We start from the raw sequence: 17,167 nt of genomic DNA, 5'->3' as shown, positions 1-17,167 counted from the left end.
AAAGAAACAGAAACCTTCACCTATGAAGTGATCGAGTCGTTCAGCCGAGGCCAAGCTATTGTGGCTGAGACGCTGCGGCCGGGGGACTACACGCTCGCTCGCGTTCTCGACTCCACGACCCGCGTCACCAGCTCGGGCCGTAAGCTGAGCGGGAAGGTGTCGGAGGCCACCAAGCGCTCGAAGAACTGGCTTCCGCGCATGGCGGAGAACGGCCAAGAGTGGCGCGAGAAATGGGCGGTCAAGATGGATTGGAATCACAACGGCGCCTATATCAAGCTCGATCGGATACCGACGGCCGATGAGTTGAAGGCCGTCGGCGTCATGGTTCCGGAGAACTGGGAGGGTCTGCGAGTATGGCGTGGACGGGTATCGAGCCAGTACGACGAGGGGCTAGGCCGATATCTCGAGGGCGGAGAAACGCAGCTCATCATCGATTTCGATCATCCCCACAACAAGGTGCTGGAAGAGTATGTGAAGCGCTTGGAACACAAACCGACGAATTGGAGCGACGTGATATTCGCGCCATCGGAACGGGCGGCGGTACGCCCGCTGGGCGAGCATGAGCTCGCACCGAAGACCGTGCCGCAGGGCTACACGACCCGCGCGCCGGCGGCGATAAGTCATACGGCGCCGGATCGCAGCGACGCCGAACTGCAACGTTGAAGGGAGACGGGATGTCAGTCTTTACCTATATGCCGGGGCGCAACGACGATGCGGCGCGCGACCGCGCGTTCTACCTGTTGAAGAAGTACACGAGTGCAACGCTGCTCCGTCGTGCGATTGATCTATACGCGGAGTTCCTGCGCGATTTCGAGCGCGAAATCGCGCGACCGGAAGACGACATCGACTACAGCTGTGACTTGGTGCGGTTCCTGCGCTTCCTGCAACCGATGGAATACGCGCGGCCGCTGCTGACCGATCCTGCGCGTCGGCCCGAAGCATTTGCGATGTTGCGTGAGGCAGTCAGATTCAGCAGCTATATCTGGGGCCGCCGATATGAGGAGCTCGGAGCGGATGATCCGAAAGGGCTGTTCTACAAGCTCGGCTATCGAAGGGATAAGACGGAAGCAATTGGTGTATTCGGCAAGGCGTCTTTATCAGGTGCGATGCTTTCGCTGCTCTTCGGTACCCTCAACAAGGCCGGACGCATCTATTTGAGCGAACCGGCGTCGGATGCTCGCTCAGTGATGTGCTGGACCTACGAGAGCATTTTCTTTGACGATCTCTCGTTTAATAGAATTCCGCCGATCGTATTCCCTGAAAAAGTACCGCCCTGCCCACCGCGAAACGAAGAAAGCGAAGGCCAAGTATGGAGCGGCCAAACGATCCCGATAACGGGAATCTGGGAGCCATGGTCACTCGATCCTAATGTGGGCGTTCGTTGCCCCAACTACTTCCTCGCCGGCGACACCGCAAGCCAATACCAACTCGAGGGCACCGACGCCCTAGAAGACGTTCGCTGGCGCTTGATCTGGAAAGACACCCGATATACAAGCGGCGGCATTCCGGAAGAAGAATCCGCTTACTTCGCGCCCGAGCAGCTGGCGATATTAGGCATACGCTCCCGGCTAGCCCGCGCCGGCACGACCTGTCCCGAGAGCGGCGATTGGTACTCGCCGCAACTGAAGAAACGCCAGCGCGTGGAACACGGTGATCCCATGCCCGGTCCCGAAACCACGCGCTGGAATGACGACGTGATCTGGTACCTACGGATCGTACCGCCCGAGCCGATCCCCGAACCTGAAGACGATGTTATCGCCAGGCTCGGCTACAACCCGGTGGTCGAGCCCAAGCCGCTCTACTGCAAGACGCACGAGATCTGCCCGAGGACAGGCGTGTGGGTGCCGATCGTGCCCAAGGACATCCAGGACTATGACTGGCTGAACTATCCGGGCAATCCCATGTTCATGCCGCTGTTCGCCGAGCAAGGTAGACCGATGATGTCCTTCGGTGCGCGGACCCCCGAGGACGAGGCGCGCGTGGTGTGGAAATGGGTTGGCGAAAACGGTGAATACATAGGACGGCAGAGTTGAGAAGATCCCTGCGCAGTCGCAATATCGCGCTCAAATCCTGAGCGAGTAGCGAGAAGCATCGCGGCTCCGCGCTGGAATCTTGACCGATTCCATCGACGCCAGGCGTTCGGCCCTTCGGGCGCACTATAATGGCGCACCGACCTCGTAAAAGAGTGCAACAACGGTTGTCCGCCGGGGTGGGCAACCGAGCATTCCCTCGAATCCTTAGAAAATATTTCGAGAATACCTCTAAACTTTGCACGTCCGCTGCCGCTAATCAGACAGGACCTGTTCGGATCGCTGAAATGCATCCGAAAGCTTTGGCGTCGGCGCGTGTAGCGCGCTTGCGCAAGTACGCATACCCGAGCCCATGGATACCAATCAGTCGAATGGCCCGACGGAGGATGCCGCCGAAAACTACCATGATTTCGGCCGCCGCAATCCGCTTGAAATCGGCGTTCAACTCCGCAATCTGGCCAATCGCGGCGATTTCCTGACCGTTCAGTACAAGAACGGGCAGCTGGTCACGAAGATTCTCGATGTCGACGTGCGCGAACGTACGTTCTCCTTCGACTGGGGCGCGCTGCCCGAGCAGAACAAAGGCGTGCTCGCCTCGGCCTCCTGCACGTTCCGCGCTTCGCCCGAGGGTGTGCGCGTCGAGTTTTCCACTGTCACGCCCATTGAAACGAAGTTCGAAGGCCTGCCGGCCTTCGAAGCGCCGTTCCCCGAAGTGCTGTTCTACGTGCAGCGCCGCGAGTATTTCCGCGTCGATGCGCCCGTGCTCGACCCCTACTTCTGCCGCGGCCGTTTGCCGGACGGGGACACGTTCCGGTTCGAGGTGCATGACCTTTCGCTGGGCGGGATCGGACTGCGGACGACGGACGAGCGCGTCGCCGAGCTGCCGATGGGCGCGATGCTCCCCGACGTCGAGGTGCATCTGAACGGCCACGGGATGCTCTCGCTCGACCTCGAGCTCGTCTCGATGCGGGCGACCGATTTGCCGAACGGCGGCCGCCGCTTCCAGCTCGGCATGCGTTTCGTGTCGCTGCCGGGCAGCGCCGAGAACACGCTGCAGCGCTTGATCACCCAGCTCGAAATGCGCCGGCGCTCGCTCGTCAAAGCCTAAAAAAAACCGGGCGCCGATACATGCGGCCCCCTTAAATTTTCGCGCGGGCGGCCGTTATACATGTGTTCCCTCAGCGCGGCGGACGGCCCCATGGCCTCCGCCCTTCAGGAAGACGCATGTCCAACGATATTTTCACGATCGGCTTGTCCGGACTGAACGCTGCCCAATATGGGTTGCAGACGACGAGCCAGAACATCAGCAACGCGTCGACGCCCGGCTATACGGTCGAGAACCCCGTCTACGCGGAAGCGAGCGGCCAGTACACGGGCTCGGGCTATCTCGGCTCGGGCGTCGATACGGTCACGGTGCGCCGCAACTACAGCCAGTATCTGAGCACGCAGCTGAACAACGCCAACGCGGCGAACAGCGCCTTGTCGGCCAACTACTCGATGGCCTCGCAGCTGAGCAACCTCGTCGGCAGCCCCACGGCCGGTATTTCATCGGCGATCACGGCTTACTTCACCGGTCTGCAGAACGTGTCGAACAACGCGAATAGCGTGCCGACCCGCCAGACCGCGCTCAGCGCCGCGCAAACGCTCGCGACGCAGTTGAACGCCGCAGGCGAGCAGTACGACCAGCTTCGCACGGGCGTGAATCAACAGTTGCAGACGGCCGTTGCATCGATCAACACGTACTCGGCGCAAATCGCCGATCTCAACAAGCAGATCGCCGCCGCGTCGGCCCAAGGTCAGCCGCCGAACCAATTGCTCGATCAGCGCGACCAGGCCGTTTCGCAGTTGTCGCAGCTCGTCGGCGTGTCCGTCGTGCAGAATTCGAGCGGCTATAGCGTGTTCATCGGCAACGGTCAGCCGCTCGTCGTCGCCAACCAAAACTTCAAGCTCGGCACCGCCGTATCGCAAGGCGATCCGAGCGAGCTTGCCGTGACCTACAACGGCCTGGCGGGCGCGACCACGCCGCCGCCGGTGCAATACCTGCCGGCGTCCGCGTTTTCGGGCGGCACGGTCAGCGGTTTGCTGCAATTCGTCACCCAGACGCTGGACCCGGCCGAATCCCAGCTCGGCGCGATCGCGACGAGCTTCGCGGCCCAGGTCAACGCGCAAAACGCACTCGGCATCGATTTGTCGGGCAGCGTGGGCGGCAACCTGTTCAGCGTCGGCGCGCCCACGGTCTACTCGAATCAGGCGAACACGGGCAACGCGGCGCTGTCCGTGAGCTTTGCGAATCCCGCCCAGCCGACGAACGACGACTATTCGCTGTCGTTTGCCGGCGGCACCTATACCTTGACCGACACGACGACGGGCTCCGTCGTCGGTACCTCGGCCACGCCGCCGAACGGCACGACTCCCATCGGCGGGCTGTTGCTGAACATCACGTCGGGCTCGATGAATGCCGGCGATTCGTTCACGATCCAGCCCACGCGCGGCGCGCTCAACACGTTCAAGCTCGCGACGTCCAATCCTTCGGCAATCGCCGCTTCCGGGCCCGTGCTCGCCTCCGCGCCCAGCTCGAACACGGGCACCGGCGCGATCACGCAGGGTTCGGTGACCTCCGGCTACCAGATCTCGGGTACGACGACGCTGACCTACAACTCGGCCACCGGTACGCTGAGCGGTTTCCAGGTCGGCACGACGGTCACGATCGCCGGTACGCCGCCGACCTCGATTCCGATCACGGCCGCGACGACGACGGTGCCCTACACCCCGTCGCAAGGCGCGACGCTGACGATCAACAGCACGACGACGCCCGTGCCGGCCGGCATCACGAACGCCGTCACGGTGTCGATCAGCGGCACGCCCGCGAACGGCGACAAGTTCACGATCGCCCCGAACACGGGCACGTTCGACGGCCGCAACGCGCTGGCCATGTCCAAGCTCGTGTCGAATGCGTCGCTCAACGGCGGCACCTCGACGCTGACGGCCGCGTACGCGTCCTACGTCAACAACATCGGCAACGCGGCAAGCCAGCTCAAGGCGGCGAACACGTCGCAATCGGCGCTCGTCACGCAAATCACAGCGGCGCAGCAAAGCGTGTCGGGGGTCAACCTCGACGAAGAGGCGTCGAACTTGTTGCAATATCAGCAGGCTTATCAGGCGAACAGCAAGGTCATTCAAACGGCCGAATCGATGTTCCAGACCCTGATGGGCATCTTCCAATAAGGCGGTGAGCGATGCGCATCTCGACTTCGCAGTTCTATAGCCAGAATATCCAGACGATGGATAACCAGCAGAGCCAGCTGGCGACGTACTACCAGCAGCTCTCGAGCGGCACGGCGCTGACCACGCCGGCCGACAACCCGCTCGGCGCCGCGCAGGCGGTGCAGCTCACGATGGTGTCGGCCACGTACACGCAGTACACGACGAACCAGAACTCGGCGCTCACGTCGCTGGCGCTCGAGGACAAGACGCTCTCGAGCGTGGCGAACACGCTGCAAAGCATCAACTCGGAAGTCGTGCGCGCCGGCGACGGCAGCTTGAACGATTCCGATCGCGCCTCGATCGCAAAGGCGATTCAAGGCTACCGCGATCAGCTGCTCACGCTCGCCAACACGAGCGACGGCGCTGGAAATTACGTGTTCTCGGGCTTTCAAGCGACGACGCAGCCGTTCACGAACGCGACGAGCGGCGGCGTCAACTATCACGGCGACGACGGTATCCGCCAAGCGCAGGTGGCCGACACGCGCCAGGTCGCGACGAACGACAGCGGCTCGACCGTCTTTCTTTCGGTGCCCTCGATCGGCACCTCGCCCGTGTCGGCGGGCAACGCCGCGAATACGGGCACGGGCACGATCGGCCGCGCATCGATCACGAACCCCGCCATCGGCACGAACGGCGACAGCTATACGATCACGTTCGGCGGCACGGCCGCGGCGCCGACCTACACGGTGACCGACAACACGGTCGTGCCGGCCACGACGACGGCCGCGACCGCTTTCAGCGCGAACACGCCGATCGCGTTGGGCGCGGGCATGCAGGTGTCGATCGGGGGCGCGCCGAATCCGGGCGATACGTTCTCGGTCACGCCGTCGACGGCGCCGCAAAACAGCAGCGTGTTTTCGACGATCGATTCGATCATCTCGGCATTGCAAACACCGGCCAGCAACAACCCGGCCGCGACGGCCTCGCTCGCCAATTCGCTGACGACGGGCCTCTCCGCGCTGCAGAACTCCCTGACGAACGTGACGGTGGTGCAGGCATCGGTTGGCGGGCGCGAGCAGGAGCTGCAAGCCCTGCAGACGACGACGCAAACGAATTCGCTGCAGACGCAAAGCAATCTGGCGGACTTGACGGGCGTCGACATGGTGTCGGCGATCAGCAATTTCGAAATGACGCAAAACGCGCTGCAGGCCGCGCAGCAGACGTTCGTGAAGATTCAAGGCATGTCGCTGTTCCAGTACATCGGCGGCTGATCATCGGTTGACGAAGCCACACGCCCGAAAGGGCGTGCGATAGGCCGAAGTCTCTTCGTCGGGACTTCGGCCGTTTTTTTGTGGAACGCGGGAGATGCGCTCGGCGGGCGCCTTTGCATAGACGGACTACCCGTTCAACCCCAGATACGCCTTGATGCATCCGTCAATGCGGCTCAAATCCTCGGGGCAGAGAAAGACGGCGGTGTACTTGCGGCCGCTGTGTTGAGTCTTCTTGTACGGCTTCGTCAGCCGCTCGAAACTGACCGTCGCCAGCATGTCGCACTTCGCCCACATTGTTTTGCCTTGCGGATCCCACCCCGGAATTTGCACGCGGGAAAGGTCATAGTGCCAATGCTTGACCGGCGCGGGCGCCGTGGTGGACAGCGGCACGACAGTGCACAGACGTCGACCGTGACTGCTTTTATGAGATACGACTATCGTCGGGCGCCTTTTGACCATTTCGGGCTGACGGAAGCCCGTATTGAAGTCGCAAATGAGGATCTCACCGCGAGCGGGAATGTACGGAAGGGCCATTGACTCAAGAAAAAGCCCCCGAAATTCGGGGGCTTGGATCTGACGCCCGGGTTAGCTTGAAATCGCTTGCCCGGGCCGCTGTCGCACCGATCATGCGACAGACTCAAGCCGGCTTTCGCCGGTAACGGCAAAATCATCGCATATGCAGGTTCGTATGTCCAATGCTTGCGATGACATTGACCCGTTGTGCACAGAGACCTGTGTCGGCGCTCCGCCCACGCGATGACCGCTGCGGGAAGCGGGAGCCGACTGCGGCCAAAGTGTTGGATCCTCTAATGCATCCCCGCGGCCACGCGTCCCATCTGGTCGACGCCCGTTTCGATGAGCCGAGCAAAGAAAGGAATCATGTTCGGCAGCATCAGCATGAGCAGCAGCATGCCGACCATCAGCGTGACGGAAAAGCCGATTTGAAAGACGCCGATCTGTGGCGCCGCGCGGTTCAAAATGCCGAGCGAAAGATTCGCGACGAGCAGCGCGATCACGACGGGCAGCGACAGCAACAGCCCCGCCGTAAAAATCGCTCCGCCCCATTCCACGAGCGTGCGCATGCCCGGCGGCCCATACATCGCGGCCGCGATCGGCACCGACTGAAACGACTCGATCAGCGCGGCGATCATCTGCAAGTGACCGTTGAACGCCAAAAACGCGAGCACCGCGATCATGTTCAAAAAGCTGGCGATGATCTGCGCCGACGCATTCGAGCTCGGATCGAAGAACGTCGCGAAGCCGAGCCCCATTTGCAGGCCGACCAGCGTGCCGGCCATTTCCACCGCGGCGAATACGAGCTGCATCGTGATCCCGAGCGCCGCGCCGATCAGAAATTGCATCGCCATGATCCACACGCCGGAAGCCGAGAACACGGTCGCTTGCGGCATGGCCGGAAGCGTGGGGGCGACGATGAGCGTGATGAATGCCGCGAGCCCGATCTTCACGCGGGCGGGCAACGCCATATGGCCGAACACGGGCGCCGCCGCAATCAGCGCCGCGATGCGGGTGAACGGCCAGAGAAAGGCCGTGAGCCAAGCGTTCAGCTGCGCGTAGGTGACGGTGAACATCGGCCGGAGATGGATCGGCTAGCGGTTGGAGGCGGGCAGACGCTAGCCCGCCATCGACGGAATGCTCGTGAGCATCTGCCTCATGTAGTCGAGCACGATCGAGAGCATCCAAGGCCCCGCGATCACGAGCGTGATCGTCACGGCCATGAGCTTCGGGATGAACGACAGCGTCGCTTCGTTGATTTGCGTGGCGGCTTGGAAAAAGCTCACGAGCAAGCCGACCACGAGGGAAACGATGAGCGGCGGCGCCGTAAGCAGCAGGGCGACGTACATCGCGCGATGCGCGAGCGTCAGGACGGATTCGGGCGTCATGAAAGCGGTCCTCGGTTCATCACGCGAAGCTCTGCGCGAGCGAGCCGATCAGCAACTGCCAGCCGTCGACGAGCACGAACAGCATGAGCTTGAAGGGCAAGGAAATCGTCACGGGCGACACCATCATCATCCCCATCGACATCAACACGCTCGCAACGACCATATCGATGATGAGAAACGGAATGAAGATCGTGAAGCCGATTTGAAAGGCTGTCTTCAGTTCGCTCGTCACGAAGGCCGGCACGAGCAGCGAAAGCGGAACGTCTTCGGGGCCTTGCAACGGCGGCGAATGCGAAATTTTCGCGAACAAGGCGAGATCGGATTCGCGCGTTTGCTTCAGCATGAACTGCTTGAACGGCGCCACGCCGCGCTGCACGGCCGTCTCCATCGGGATCGTGCCGTCGGAGAACGGCTTGTAGCCGTCGTTGTACGCCTTGTTGAGCACGGGCGACATGACGAACAGCGTCAAGAACAGCGATAGGCCGACCAGCACCTGGTTCGGCGGCGTGGTGGTCGTGCCGAGCGCCTGGCGCAGCAGCGAGAGCACGATGACGATGCGCGTGAAGCTCGTCATCATCAGCACCATGGCCGGCAGGAACGAGAGCATCGTGAGCAGCAGCATCGTCTGCACGCTCAGCGAGTAGGTCGTGCCGCCGCCCGGGCCGGGGCTCGTCGTGAAGGCCGGCAGACCGGCCGGCGCCGTCTGCGCCAGCGAAAGCTGCGGCAACAGCGTCAGGATCAAAAAGGGAAGGGCAGGCAGCGCGGCGCGCGCGAGCCGCGAAATGGAGCTGGACGACATTTACTTGCCTCCGCCCGAAGGCCGAGAAAACCGCTTGCGTGCTTCGTCCCCAAGGGCCGCGCGAAAGCGCGAGCCGAACGTGCCCGGCAGGGGCCCCGTTCCGGCGTCGGTCTCGCCGCCGCCGGATGCGCCGCCGGATGTGCCGCCTTGGGCGGCCGTCGGCGCGGGCATCGTATGGAGCAGCCGCACATTACCCGGAGCCGCGCCGACGACGAGCCACGTATCGCCGATCTCGACGACCGCCACGCGCTCTTTACCGCCCAGCGAGACGCCGCCGACGGTGCGCACGAGCTGACCGCGGGCCGAGGGCTGCAGGCCGAAACGGCGCGCGAGCCAGGCGCAGGCGAACACGAGCGCGATGACGAACGCCAGGCCGACGAGCGTCTGCAGCACGGCGCCGACGCCCACCGAGGGCACGGCCGTGCCGGCCCCGACGCCCGAGGCGATTTTCGCGGCGTTGTTGACTGCGTTCAGGTCGGCGGCGGCCGCTGCCGGCGCCACCGTTGCGGCGGCGGCCGTGACGGCCCACGCCGCTAAAGTTGCCGCCACGCGCCGGATCGACGGCGCACGGTGCAAGATCGATTTCATCGGTTATCGGTTGAGCTTTCGAATGCGCTCGGCCGGCGTAATGATGTCGGTCAGCCGGATGCCGAACTTGTCGTTGACGACGACGACTTCGCCTTGGGCAATCAAACAGCCGTTCACGAGTACGTCCATCGGCTCGCCGGCCATCCCGTCGAGTTCGACGACGGAGCCTTGCGCAAGTTGCAGCAAATTGCGGATTGCAATTTTCGTGCGCCCGAGCTCGACCGTCATCTGGACCGGAATGTCCAGAATCATATCGATGTCGTTGCGCGTCGAGGTCGGCTCGACCTTCGACAGGGGCTGGAATACGCCGGCGGCGGCGGGCGCCGGGGTGTCGTTCGAATTCTGTTCGGCCAGCGCGGCCGCCCAATCGTCCAGGCTCGTCTCGTCGTCGACCGGGGAATTGGCCTGCTTGGCGCTCTCGGCAGCCGCGGCGGCCAGGGCCGCATCGAGATCGGCCGTGCCCGAGCCCGGCGTTGCGTTCAAGTCACTCATATTCCGTTTCCTTAATCGTGTTTTCCGCTGCGCTGATCATTTTTTGCACGCGCAACGCATATTGACCATTGAAGATGCCGTAGCCGCATTCCATGACGGGCACGCCGTCGACCTTGGCTACGATGTTCTCGGGGATGTTGATCGGCAGCACGTCGCCCGTGCGCAAGTTCAGAATGTCCTCGAACGTCACCGGTATCTGGGCCAGGTCGGCCGTCAGCTCGACCTCGGCCAGCTGTACTTGCTTGGAGAGCACGCGAACCCAGCGGCGGTCGACTTCGAGCGCTTCGCCTTGAATGGGCGAGGACAGCACGTCGCGGATCGGCTCGATCATCGAGTAGGGCATGCAGATGTGCAGGGTGCCCCCCGTCGGCCCGAATTCGATCGAAAATTGCGTGACGATGACGATTTCGTTCGGCGTCGCCACGTTGGCGAACTGCGTGTGCATTTCGGAGCGCACGAATTCGAACTGCAGCGGCCGCACGCTTTTCCATGCCGTCGTGTAGTGGTCGAACACGAGATGCAGCAGCTTGCTGATGATTCGCTGCTCGGTGGCCGTGAAGTCTCGGCCCTCGACGCGCGTGTGAAACCGGCCGTCGCCGCCGAACAGATTGTCGACGACGAAGAACACGAGGTTCGGATCGAACACGAACAGCGACGTGCCGCGCAGCGGCTTGACGTGCACGAGGTTCAGGTTCGTCGGAATCGGCAAGTTGCGCGTGAACTCGCTGTACTTCTGCACTTTCACCGGACCGACCGAAATCTCGGCGGTGCGGCGCATGAAATTGAAAATGCCGATGCGCAGCAAGCGTGCGAAACGCTCGTTGATGATTTCGAGGCCGGGCATCCGGCCGCGAACGATCCGTTCCTGCGTCGCGATGTTGTACGGGCGTACGCCCGCTTTGTCGCGCTGCTCGGTATCGGCATCGGATTCGCCGGTTACGCCCTTGAGGAGTGCATCGACTTCCTCTTGGGACATGAACTCTTCGTGGCCCATCGCTTTGCTCGTCCCTGTATTGCGGTTGGTGAGAGAAACGCCTTAGTGGCATGGTCGGCCCGGCTTGCGCGCCCGGCCGGCACGCACTACTGGACCACGAAATCCGTAAAGAGCACCTGCTCGACGTGCACGGGCGGCTCGCTCGCGTCCGTCGGCTTCTCGATCAGCGTCTTCAGTTCCTCGGCGAGCGCGTGCTTGCCGTCGAGCGTCGCCAGATCTTCCGGGTGCTTGTTCGAGAGGGCCAGCAAGATGCGGCTGCGAATTTCCGGCATGTGCAGCTGCAGCGCTTCCTGCGTCTTCTCATTGGCAAGCTTAAGCGACAGACCGATGCGCAGGTAGTGCTGACCGTCGTCGGACAGCAGATTGACCGTCATCGGCTCGAGCGCGAAGAACACGGGCGGCGGCGGGGGCGGTGGCGGCGCCGGCTTGCTGCTGCCCACGCCGTTCTTCAGCAGGAAGAAGTACATGCCTCCCGCGGCGACGCCGGCGGCAAAGAGCGCGATCAAAACGATCAGAACCATGCGTTTGAGCTTGCCCGACTTTGCGGGAACGTCGACGGTTTGCTGATTTGCGGTCGTGGATGCCATGACAATGCTTTGCGTAAGTGCGGTAAGGTGAATTGTTCGCTAAAGCGGGCATCGGCGATAAGCCGAAAAGAAGGGACATTCGACGCCATCTCATCCGTTTAAGACGATGACGCCACGACCATGCATGAAAAAATGGGGAGCAATTTGCGGGCCCAGCCCACGCAAGGCCGCGCGCGATGCGTCCTCGACGCTTGCTCGCGGGCGAGGTGGGTGAGGCGGGCGAGCCGGACGTTGGGCGGCCGCTCCGACCGCCCCTCCTCGCGCGTCAGGGCGAGCTCGTGCTCGGCCCCGAGGCCTCGATCCGTTGCGGTTTGCGCGGCCTTAAGCGAACGTATCCACGAGCCCGACGGTGCGCCGGGTGGCGATTGCCGCGGTGGAGGCGATCGTGTCGCCGGCTTGGCCCCCGCCGTTGTTGCCGCTGCCGCCCCGGCGGCCCGAGCCGCTGCCTTGATTGCCGGCTTGCTGCTGGTTCGCTTGACGCGCGAAGCCGTCGCTGACGCTCGCGCTGCCCAGACCGAGACCACCGGCCTCCAAGGCATCGCGCAGCTTAGGCAGGGCCGCTTCGACCGCTTCGCGCACTTGCTGGTGCTGCGAAACGAACAGGGCGTGCGCATGGTTGTCGGCCACTTGCAGAACGACTTGCAACGGACCGAGATCGGGCGGATTGAGCGTCAGTTCGGCGCTTTGCTGATGGGCGTTCGACATGAACACGACCTTCTGGCTCAGCGCGTCTTCCCAATCGGGCGTGCCCACTTGCGGCGCGAGCGCGGCGGCGGCCGCCGCCGCGGCATTGGGCGAGGCCGCCGCCGCTGCCGCCTGCGCCGCGGCGCTGGCTACGCCCGAGGCCGAGGCGGCTTGCGTGGCCGCAAGCGCCGCCCGGGCGGCTTCCGCATTGTCCTTGAGCGTCGCGACGGCCGCGGTGGCGTCGCCGCCGCCCGCGAGCGCCTGGGCCGTGGCGGCCGCCGCGGCGTCGGGCGATGCCGTCGCCCCAGGCATGGCTTTGGCAGCCTGATCGACCGCGCTGCCGACGGCCTGCGCATTGGCGTTCGCATTCTTGCCGTCGCCCGTCAGAGCGGCGACGGCCTTATAGCCGAGCGGCAGCGAACCCATTCCGTTGCCGAGATTGCCCGCATTGGCGACGGTGCCCGTGTTGCCGAGCACTTGCGTGCCCGGGGCGCCGGCCGCGGCGCCCGTGGCGGTCCCGCCTTGCATGCCCATTTGCGCGGCCAGCGCGGCTTCGAGCGCCGCGCGCACCGTCTTGGGCGAGGCGGCGGCGACCTTGCCGGGCGTGGCCGAACTCGTCGTGGCCGTGGCGTCGGTGCCCGCGCCGCTGCCGGCTGCGCCCGCGGCTTGCTGCGCTTGCTGGGCCGCGGCTTGGGCGGCTGCCGCTGCCTGCGCGGCCGCATTGCTGGCGTCCGCCGCGGCGCTTTGGGCTTGAGCGGCTTGCTGCGCGTCGGACGAGGAATCGCCGTGCTTGGCGCCCGTACTCGCTTGCGAGGAGGCGGCGCCGTCGCTGCCGGTGGAACTCGTCGAACCCGATTGAGCGCTGGTGTTCGAACTCGAACTGCCGTCGCTGTTGCTTGTACCGGCATTGCCGTTCGCGGCGTTGTTCGCGTTGGCGGAGGACTGCGACGCGTTCGCGCTCTGCGAATTGTTCGCGGCCGACGCGTCGCTCGAACTCGCGTTCGAGTTCGCGTTGGCGTTGGCGTGGACGCTCGATTGCGCGGCTTGCTGCTGCGCGTGCACGCTCTGCGCGAGCGTTTGCGAGAACGGCGCCGGGGCCGGCGTATTCACGGCCAGACCGGTGCTGCCGGCCCCCGAGTTCGCCGAACCCGAGAGTGCTCCGAGGATCGAAAGTGACGACATGGCTGTGCCTCTAATCTAGTGTGGCGCTTCGGCGAGCGGCCGCATCGTGCGCGCGCCCGCCGATTCGCTCCGAATCAATTCAAATTTTCGCGCCGCATGCGCAGGATCTTGGCGGCGTGCTCATCGGCGTCGCGCTGCTCGCGCCGCGCCATCACGCGCGCCTCTTGGGCGTCGCCGCGCGCTTGCAAGACTTCGTACGAGCCGAGCTTCTGCTTCTGGCGCTGCCACTCGGGCTTGGCCGCCTCGAGTCGCGTGGTGGCCAGCTCGAGCAGGCGCCGCTGTTGCTCGATCGCCGCGTCGAGCGTGTCGATGAACGCCTGAAAGTTGCGCCAGCTGCCCGCAGGCATGCCGGCTTGGGCCGAAGCCGAGAAGTTCGCGTGATACTCGTCGCGATAACGAACCAGCGATTCCAACTGCGCTTCGATGTCCGCGCGTTCGCGCTGCGCCCGGCCGAGCTGCTTGGCCGCCGCGTCGACGTCGTTTTGCGCGAGATCGATCAGCGTCTTGATCGGAAAATGCTTGGTCATCGCTCAGAACTCCTCATTCAAACAACGCACCTAGCATGGTGAGGCTTGATGCGAACGGTGCACATTCGCGAAAGCCCTGCTGCAGGAATGCTTCGATGCGCGGATACAGCGCGATTGCCCGGTCCAGCAGCGCGTCGCGTCCGCTCGAATAGGCCCCGACGTTGATCAAGTCGCGATTGCGCTGATAACGAGAGAGCATCTGCTTGAAGAGCCGCACGCGCTCCAGATGGTGCTCGTCGATGAGCGCCGTCATCGCCCGGCTGATCGAGGCTTCGATGTCGATCGCCGGATAGTGGCCGGCTTCGGCGAGCGTTCGCGACAGCACGATATGGCCGTCGAGAATTGCGCGCGCCGAGTCGGCGATGGGGTCTTGCTGATCGTCGCCTTCGGTCAGCACGGTGTAGAACGCCGTGATCGAGCCGCCGCCCTCGGGGCCGTTGCCCGTGCGCTCGACGAGCGCGGGCAGCTTGGCGAACACGGAAGGCGGATACCCTTTCGTCGCGGGCGGCTCGCCGATCGCGAGCGCGATCTCGCGCTGCGCCATGGCGTAGCGCGTGAGCGAATCCATGAGCAGCAGCACGTGCTTGCCCTGATCGCGGAAGTACTCGGCGAGCGAAGTGGCGTAGGCGGCGCCTTGCATCCGCATGAGCGGCGAGACGTCGGCCGGAGCGGCCACGACGACCGAGCGCGCAAGGCCTTCTTCCCCGAGGATCTGCTCGATGAATTCCTTTACTTCGCGGCCGCGCTCGCCGATGAGCCCGATCACGATGACCTCGGCGCTCGTATAGCGCGCCATCTGGCCGAGCAGCACCGATTTACCGACGCCCGAGCCCGCGAACAGGCCCATGCGCTGGCCGCGCCCGACGGTGAGCAGCGCGTTGATCGCGCGCACGCCCACGTCGAGCACCTGTTGGATCGGCTCGCGCTTGAGCGGGTTGATCGACGGCGCCGACAGCGGGGCATCGGCGCCCGTGTCGAGCGGCCCCAAGCCGTCGAGCGGACGGCCCGACGAATCGACCACGCGACCGAGCATGCCCCAGCCGACCGGCAGGCGCTTGGCGCCCGCGAGCGGGTCGGCGAGCGGAGCGCTTTCGCGCGGATAGACGCGCGCGCCCGGCAACAAGCCCGCCACTTCGGTCGTGGGCATCAAAAACAGCCGTTCGCCGGCGAAGCCGACCACCTCGGCCTCGGCCATCGGCAGCGTACTGCCGGGCGGCATTTCGATCAGGCATTCCGCGCCGACGGCCAGCCGCATGCCGACCGCCTCGAGCACGAGCCCCGCCGCACGCGTGAGGCGTCCGCAGGCCGATAACGGCCGCGCGAGCGCGCTGCGTTCGCGCAGGGCGTTCAACCGGCCGCGCCAGGCGTTCAAATGCGGGTTGTGCGCGAGCGCGGGATCGGGCGCATACGCGGTTGGGGCGGCCCCCGCGCGCGAAGCTGCGGCGGCTTGCGCCGGATGGGCGTCATGACCGTTCGCGCGCCCCGTGTCGGCCGGCGCATGGTCGTCGTCGCTCGATGCGGCGCCGCTTGCCGAACCCAGGTCGGCCAACGCTGCCTCGGTGTCCGTCATGTCGTCGAACGCGGGCGCCGGATCGAGCGCGCGTCGGGCCTCGGGCAAGGCCTCGGGGCTGAACGACGCGAGCGCGAGTTCGACTTCGAGCGGCGAAAGGCCGCTCGCGCGCAACGATTGGACGGTCACTTCGTTCACCATTGGCTCACCTTGCCGATGGCGGCCACGACGCGTTGCCAGCGTGTGCCGATCGTTGCGTCCACTTCGCCGGTGGCGGCGTGGGCGCGGCATCCGCCGCGCTCGACCGCGACGTCCGTGCGTACGTTCCAGCCGAGCGTTTCGAGCTCTTCCTTCATATAGGCTTCGACGATCGGCAGGTCGGCCGGATTGACGATCAGCTGCGGCGCGCCGGCAAGCGAGGGCTCGGCGGCGAGCACCTCGCGAGCGGCGGCGAGCAGGGCGGCCGGATCGTGCGCAACATGCTGCCGAACGACCTGCTGCGCAATGTCGATGGCCAGCGCGACGAGCGATTCGGCCATTTCCGTTTGCGCGCCGTCGAGGGCCGCCTTGAACGCGTCGGCCAGTCCCGCGAGCCGCACGGCTTCGGCGTGCGCTTCTTGGCGGCCCTTTTCGAGCCCTTGAGCATGACCTTGGTCGAAGCCGGCTTGATAGCCGATCGCCTGGCCGGCGACGTGGCCCGACGCCAGCCCCTGCTGATGCGCGGCGGCGCGAATGCGCTGGATTTCTTGAGCGAGCTTGTTCTCGCGCACGGGATCGGGCGGCGGCGGCGGGTCGAACGAAGCCATCTCCCAGCGCTGATACGCCGAGAGGGTCTTCTTGTCCGAACGGCCTGAATCAGACATACGCATCTTCCGCCTTTCCGCCAATCACGATCTGGCCGCTTTCGGCCAAGTTGCGCACGATCTGCAAGATGCGCCGCTGTTGCGTTTCCACTTCCGAGACGCGCACCGGACCGCGCGCGTCGAGATCTTCGGCGAGCAGCTCGGCCGCACGCTGCGACATGTTCGAGAGGAACTTCTGGCGCAGCGCGGGCGGAGCGCCCTTGAGCGAGATGATGAGCGCTTCCGACTCGACTTCCTTGAGCAGCAGCTGAATCGCGCGGTCTTCCAGATCGAGCAGGTTTTCGAACACGAACATCTGGTCGATGATCTTTTGCGCGAGATCCGCGTCGTACTGGCGCACGTTCTCGAGGATCGACTCCTCGTGCACGCTCGGCATGAAGTTCAGGATTTCGGCCGCCGTCCGGATGCCGCCCATCGGGCTGCGCTTGAGGTTGTCGCTGCCCGAGAGCAGGCCCGTGAGCACATCGTCGAGTTCGCGCAGCGCAGCAGGCTGAATACCGTCGAGCGTGGCGATGCGCAGCAGTACGTCGTTGCG

The 17,167-nt window shown here is 64.5% G+C and carries 17 protein-coding genes and 1 pseudogene; 5 read left to right on the top strand and 13 right to left on the bottom strand.

From position 1 onward, the window contains the following. The 5 genes and pseudogenes from ACTHNR_RS23425 to flgL all read left to right on the top strand — a co-directional run. Nucleotides 1-663 (top strand): annotated as a pseudogene (locus ACTHNR_RS23425) (hypothetical protein); the annotation flags it as partial. Nucleotides 664-674: 11 nt separating this feature from the next. After that, a complete protein-coding gene (locus ACTHNR_RS23420) occupies nucleotides 675-2,033 on the top strand; it encodes an Imm72 family immunity protein (RefSeq protein ID WP_440550672.1) in 1,359 nt (452 codons plus the stop codon). Nucleotides 2,034-2,382: 349 nt separating this feature from the next. Continuing rightward, on the top strand, nucleotides 2,383-3,138 hold the full coding sequence (locus ACTHNR_RS23415) for a flagellar brake protein (protein WP_440550670.1): 756 nt from the start codon (nucleotides 2,383-2,385) through the stop codon (nucleotides 3,136-3,138). 116 nt (nucleotides 3,139-3,254) lie between these two features. After that, nucleotides 3,255-5,255: a flagellar hook-associated protein FlgK gene (flgK, locus tag ACTHNR_RS23410; protein ID WP_440550669.1), complete on the top strand. Its 2,001-nt coding sequence runs from the start codon at nucleotides 3,255-3,257 to the stop codon at nucleotides 5,253-5,255. 11 nt (nucleotides 5,256-5,266) lie between these two features. Further along, entirely contained in the window at nucleotides 5,267-6,505 is a 1,239-nt protein-coding gene (flgL, locus tag ACTHNR_RS23405) for a flagellar hook-associated protein FlgL (protein ID WP_440550668.1), read from the top strand. A 126-nt stretch (nucleotides 6,506-6,631) separates the two neighbouring features. On the opposite strand, the gene ACTHNR_RS23400 is transcribed toward flgL, so the two are convergent. From ACTHNR_RS23400 to ACTHNR_RS23340, 13 genes are all read right to left on the bottom strand, one after another. Further along, nucleotides 6,632-7,039 carry a type II toxin-antitoxin system PemK/MazF family toxin gene (locus ACTHNR_RS23400; RefSeq protein WP_440550666.1) on the bottom strand — a complete coding sequence of 136 codons (408 nt, stop codon included), beginning with the start codon at nucleotides 7,037-7,039 and terminating at the stop codon, nucleotides 6,632-6,634. Nucleotides 7,040-7,311: 272 nt separating this feature from the next. Further along, nucleotides 7,312-8,094 (bottom strand): flagellar biosynthetic protein FliR, encoded by a 783-nt coding sequence (gene fliR / locus ACTHNR_RS23395; protein ID WP_440550664.1) that lies wholly within the window; start codon nucleotides 8,092-8,094, stop codon nucleotides 7,312-7,314. A 42-nt stretch (nucleotides 8,095-8,136) separates the two neighbouring features. Continuing rightward, a complete protein-coding gene (gene fliQ, locus ACTHNR_RS23390) occupies nucleotides 8,137-8,406 on the bottom strand; it encodes a flagellar biosynthesis protein FliQ (RefSeq protein WP_440536309.1) in 270 nt (89 codons plus the stop codon). 19 nt (nucleotides 8,407-8,425) lie between these two features. Beyond that, nucleotides 8,426-9,205, bottom strand: a complete 780-nt coding sequence (gene fliP / locus ACTHNR_RS23385; RefSeq protein WP_440550663.1) for a flagellar type III secretion system pore protein FliP — start codon at nucleotides 9,203-9,205, stop codon at nucleotides 8,426-8,428. After that, on the bottom strand, nucleotides 9,206-9,793 hold the full coding sequence (gene fliO, locus ACTHNR_RS23380) for a flagellar biosynthetic protein FliO (RefSeq protein WP_440550662.1): 588 nt from the start codon (nucleotides 9,791-9,793) through the stop codon (nucleotides 9,206-9,208). 3 nt (nucleotides 9,794-9,796) lie between these two features. Further along, nucleotides 9,797-10,285, bottom strand: a complete 489-nt coding sequence (gene fliN, locus ACTHNR_RS23375; protein ID WP_440550660.1) for a flagellar motor switch protein FliN — start codon at nucleotides 10,283-10,285, stop codon at nucleotides 9,797-9,799. Continuing rightward, nucleotides 10,278-11,279 (bottom strand): flagellar motor switch protein FliM, encoded by a 1,002-nt coding sequence (gene fliM, locus ACTHNR_RS23370; RefSeq protein ID WP_440550658.1) that lies wholly within the window; start codon nucleotides 11,277-11,279, stop codon nucleotides 10,278-10,280. Before fliM ends, fliN begins: the two co-directional genes overlap by 8 nt. 86 nt (nucleotides 11,280-11,365) lie before the next feature. Then, nucleotides 11,366-11,866: a flagellar basal body-associated protein FliL gene (fliL, locus tag ACTHNR_RS23365; RefSeq protein WP_440550656.1), complete on the bottom strand. Its 501-nt coding sequence runs from the start codon at nucleotides 11,864-11,866 to the stop codon at nucleotides 11,366-11,368. A 321-nt stretch (nucleotides 11,867-12,187) separates the two neighbouring features. Next, nucleotides 12,188-13,732 carry a flagellar hook-length control protein FliK gene (locus tag ACTHNR_RS23360; RefSeq protein WP_440550655.1) on the bottom strand — a complete coding sequence of 515 codons (1,545 nt, stop codon included), beginning with the start codon at nucleotides 13,730-13,732 and terminating at the stop codon, nucleotides 12,188-12,190. Between the two features lie 74 nt (nucleotides 13,733-13,806). Beyond that, nucleotides 13,807-14,259: a flagellar export protein FliJ gene (gene fliJ, locus ACTHNR_RS23355; protein WP_440550653.1), complete on the bottom strand. Its 453-nt coding sequence runs from the start codon at nucleotides 14,257-14,259 to the stop codon at nucleotides 13,807-13,809. A gap of 13 nt (nucleotides 14,260-14,272) precedes the next feature. Further along, nucleotides 14,273-15,970: a flagellar protein export ATPase FliI gene (gene fliI, locus ACTHNR_RS23350; protein ID WP_440550651.1), complete on the bottom strand. Its 1,698-nt coding sequence runs from the start codon at nucleotides 15,968-15,970 to the stop codon at nucleotides 14,273-14,275. Next, nucleotides 15,964-16,632 carry a flagellar assembly protein FliH gene (gene fliH, locus ACTHNR_RS23345; protein ID WP_440550650.1) on the bottom strand — a complete coding sequence of 223 codons (669 nt, stop codon included), beginning with the start codon at nucleotides 16,630-16,632 and terminating at the stop codon, nucleotides 15,964-15,966. Before fliH ends, fliI begins: the two co-directional genes overlap by 7 nt. Further along, nucleotides 16,625-17,167 (bottom strand): flagellar motor switch protein FliG (locus ACTHNR_RS23340; protein ID WP_440550648.1); only part of this gene is annotated, 543 nt, incomplete at its 5' end. The genes ACTHNR_RS23340 and fliH, both read right to left, overlap by 8 nt.

Origin of the sequence: Trinickia sp. (assembly GCF_051954495.1) — a bacterium.
Classification (GTDB): domain Bacteria; phylum Pseudomonadota; class Gammaproteobacteria; order Burkholderiales; family Burkholderiaceae; genus Trinickia.
This window is presented reverse-complemented; position numbering and strand designations above follow the sequence as displayed.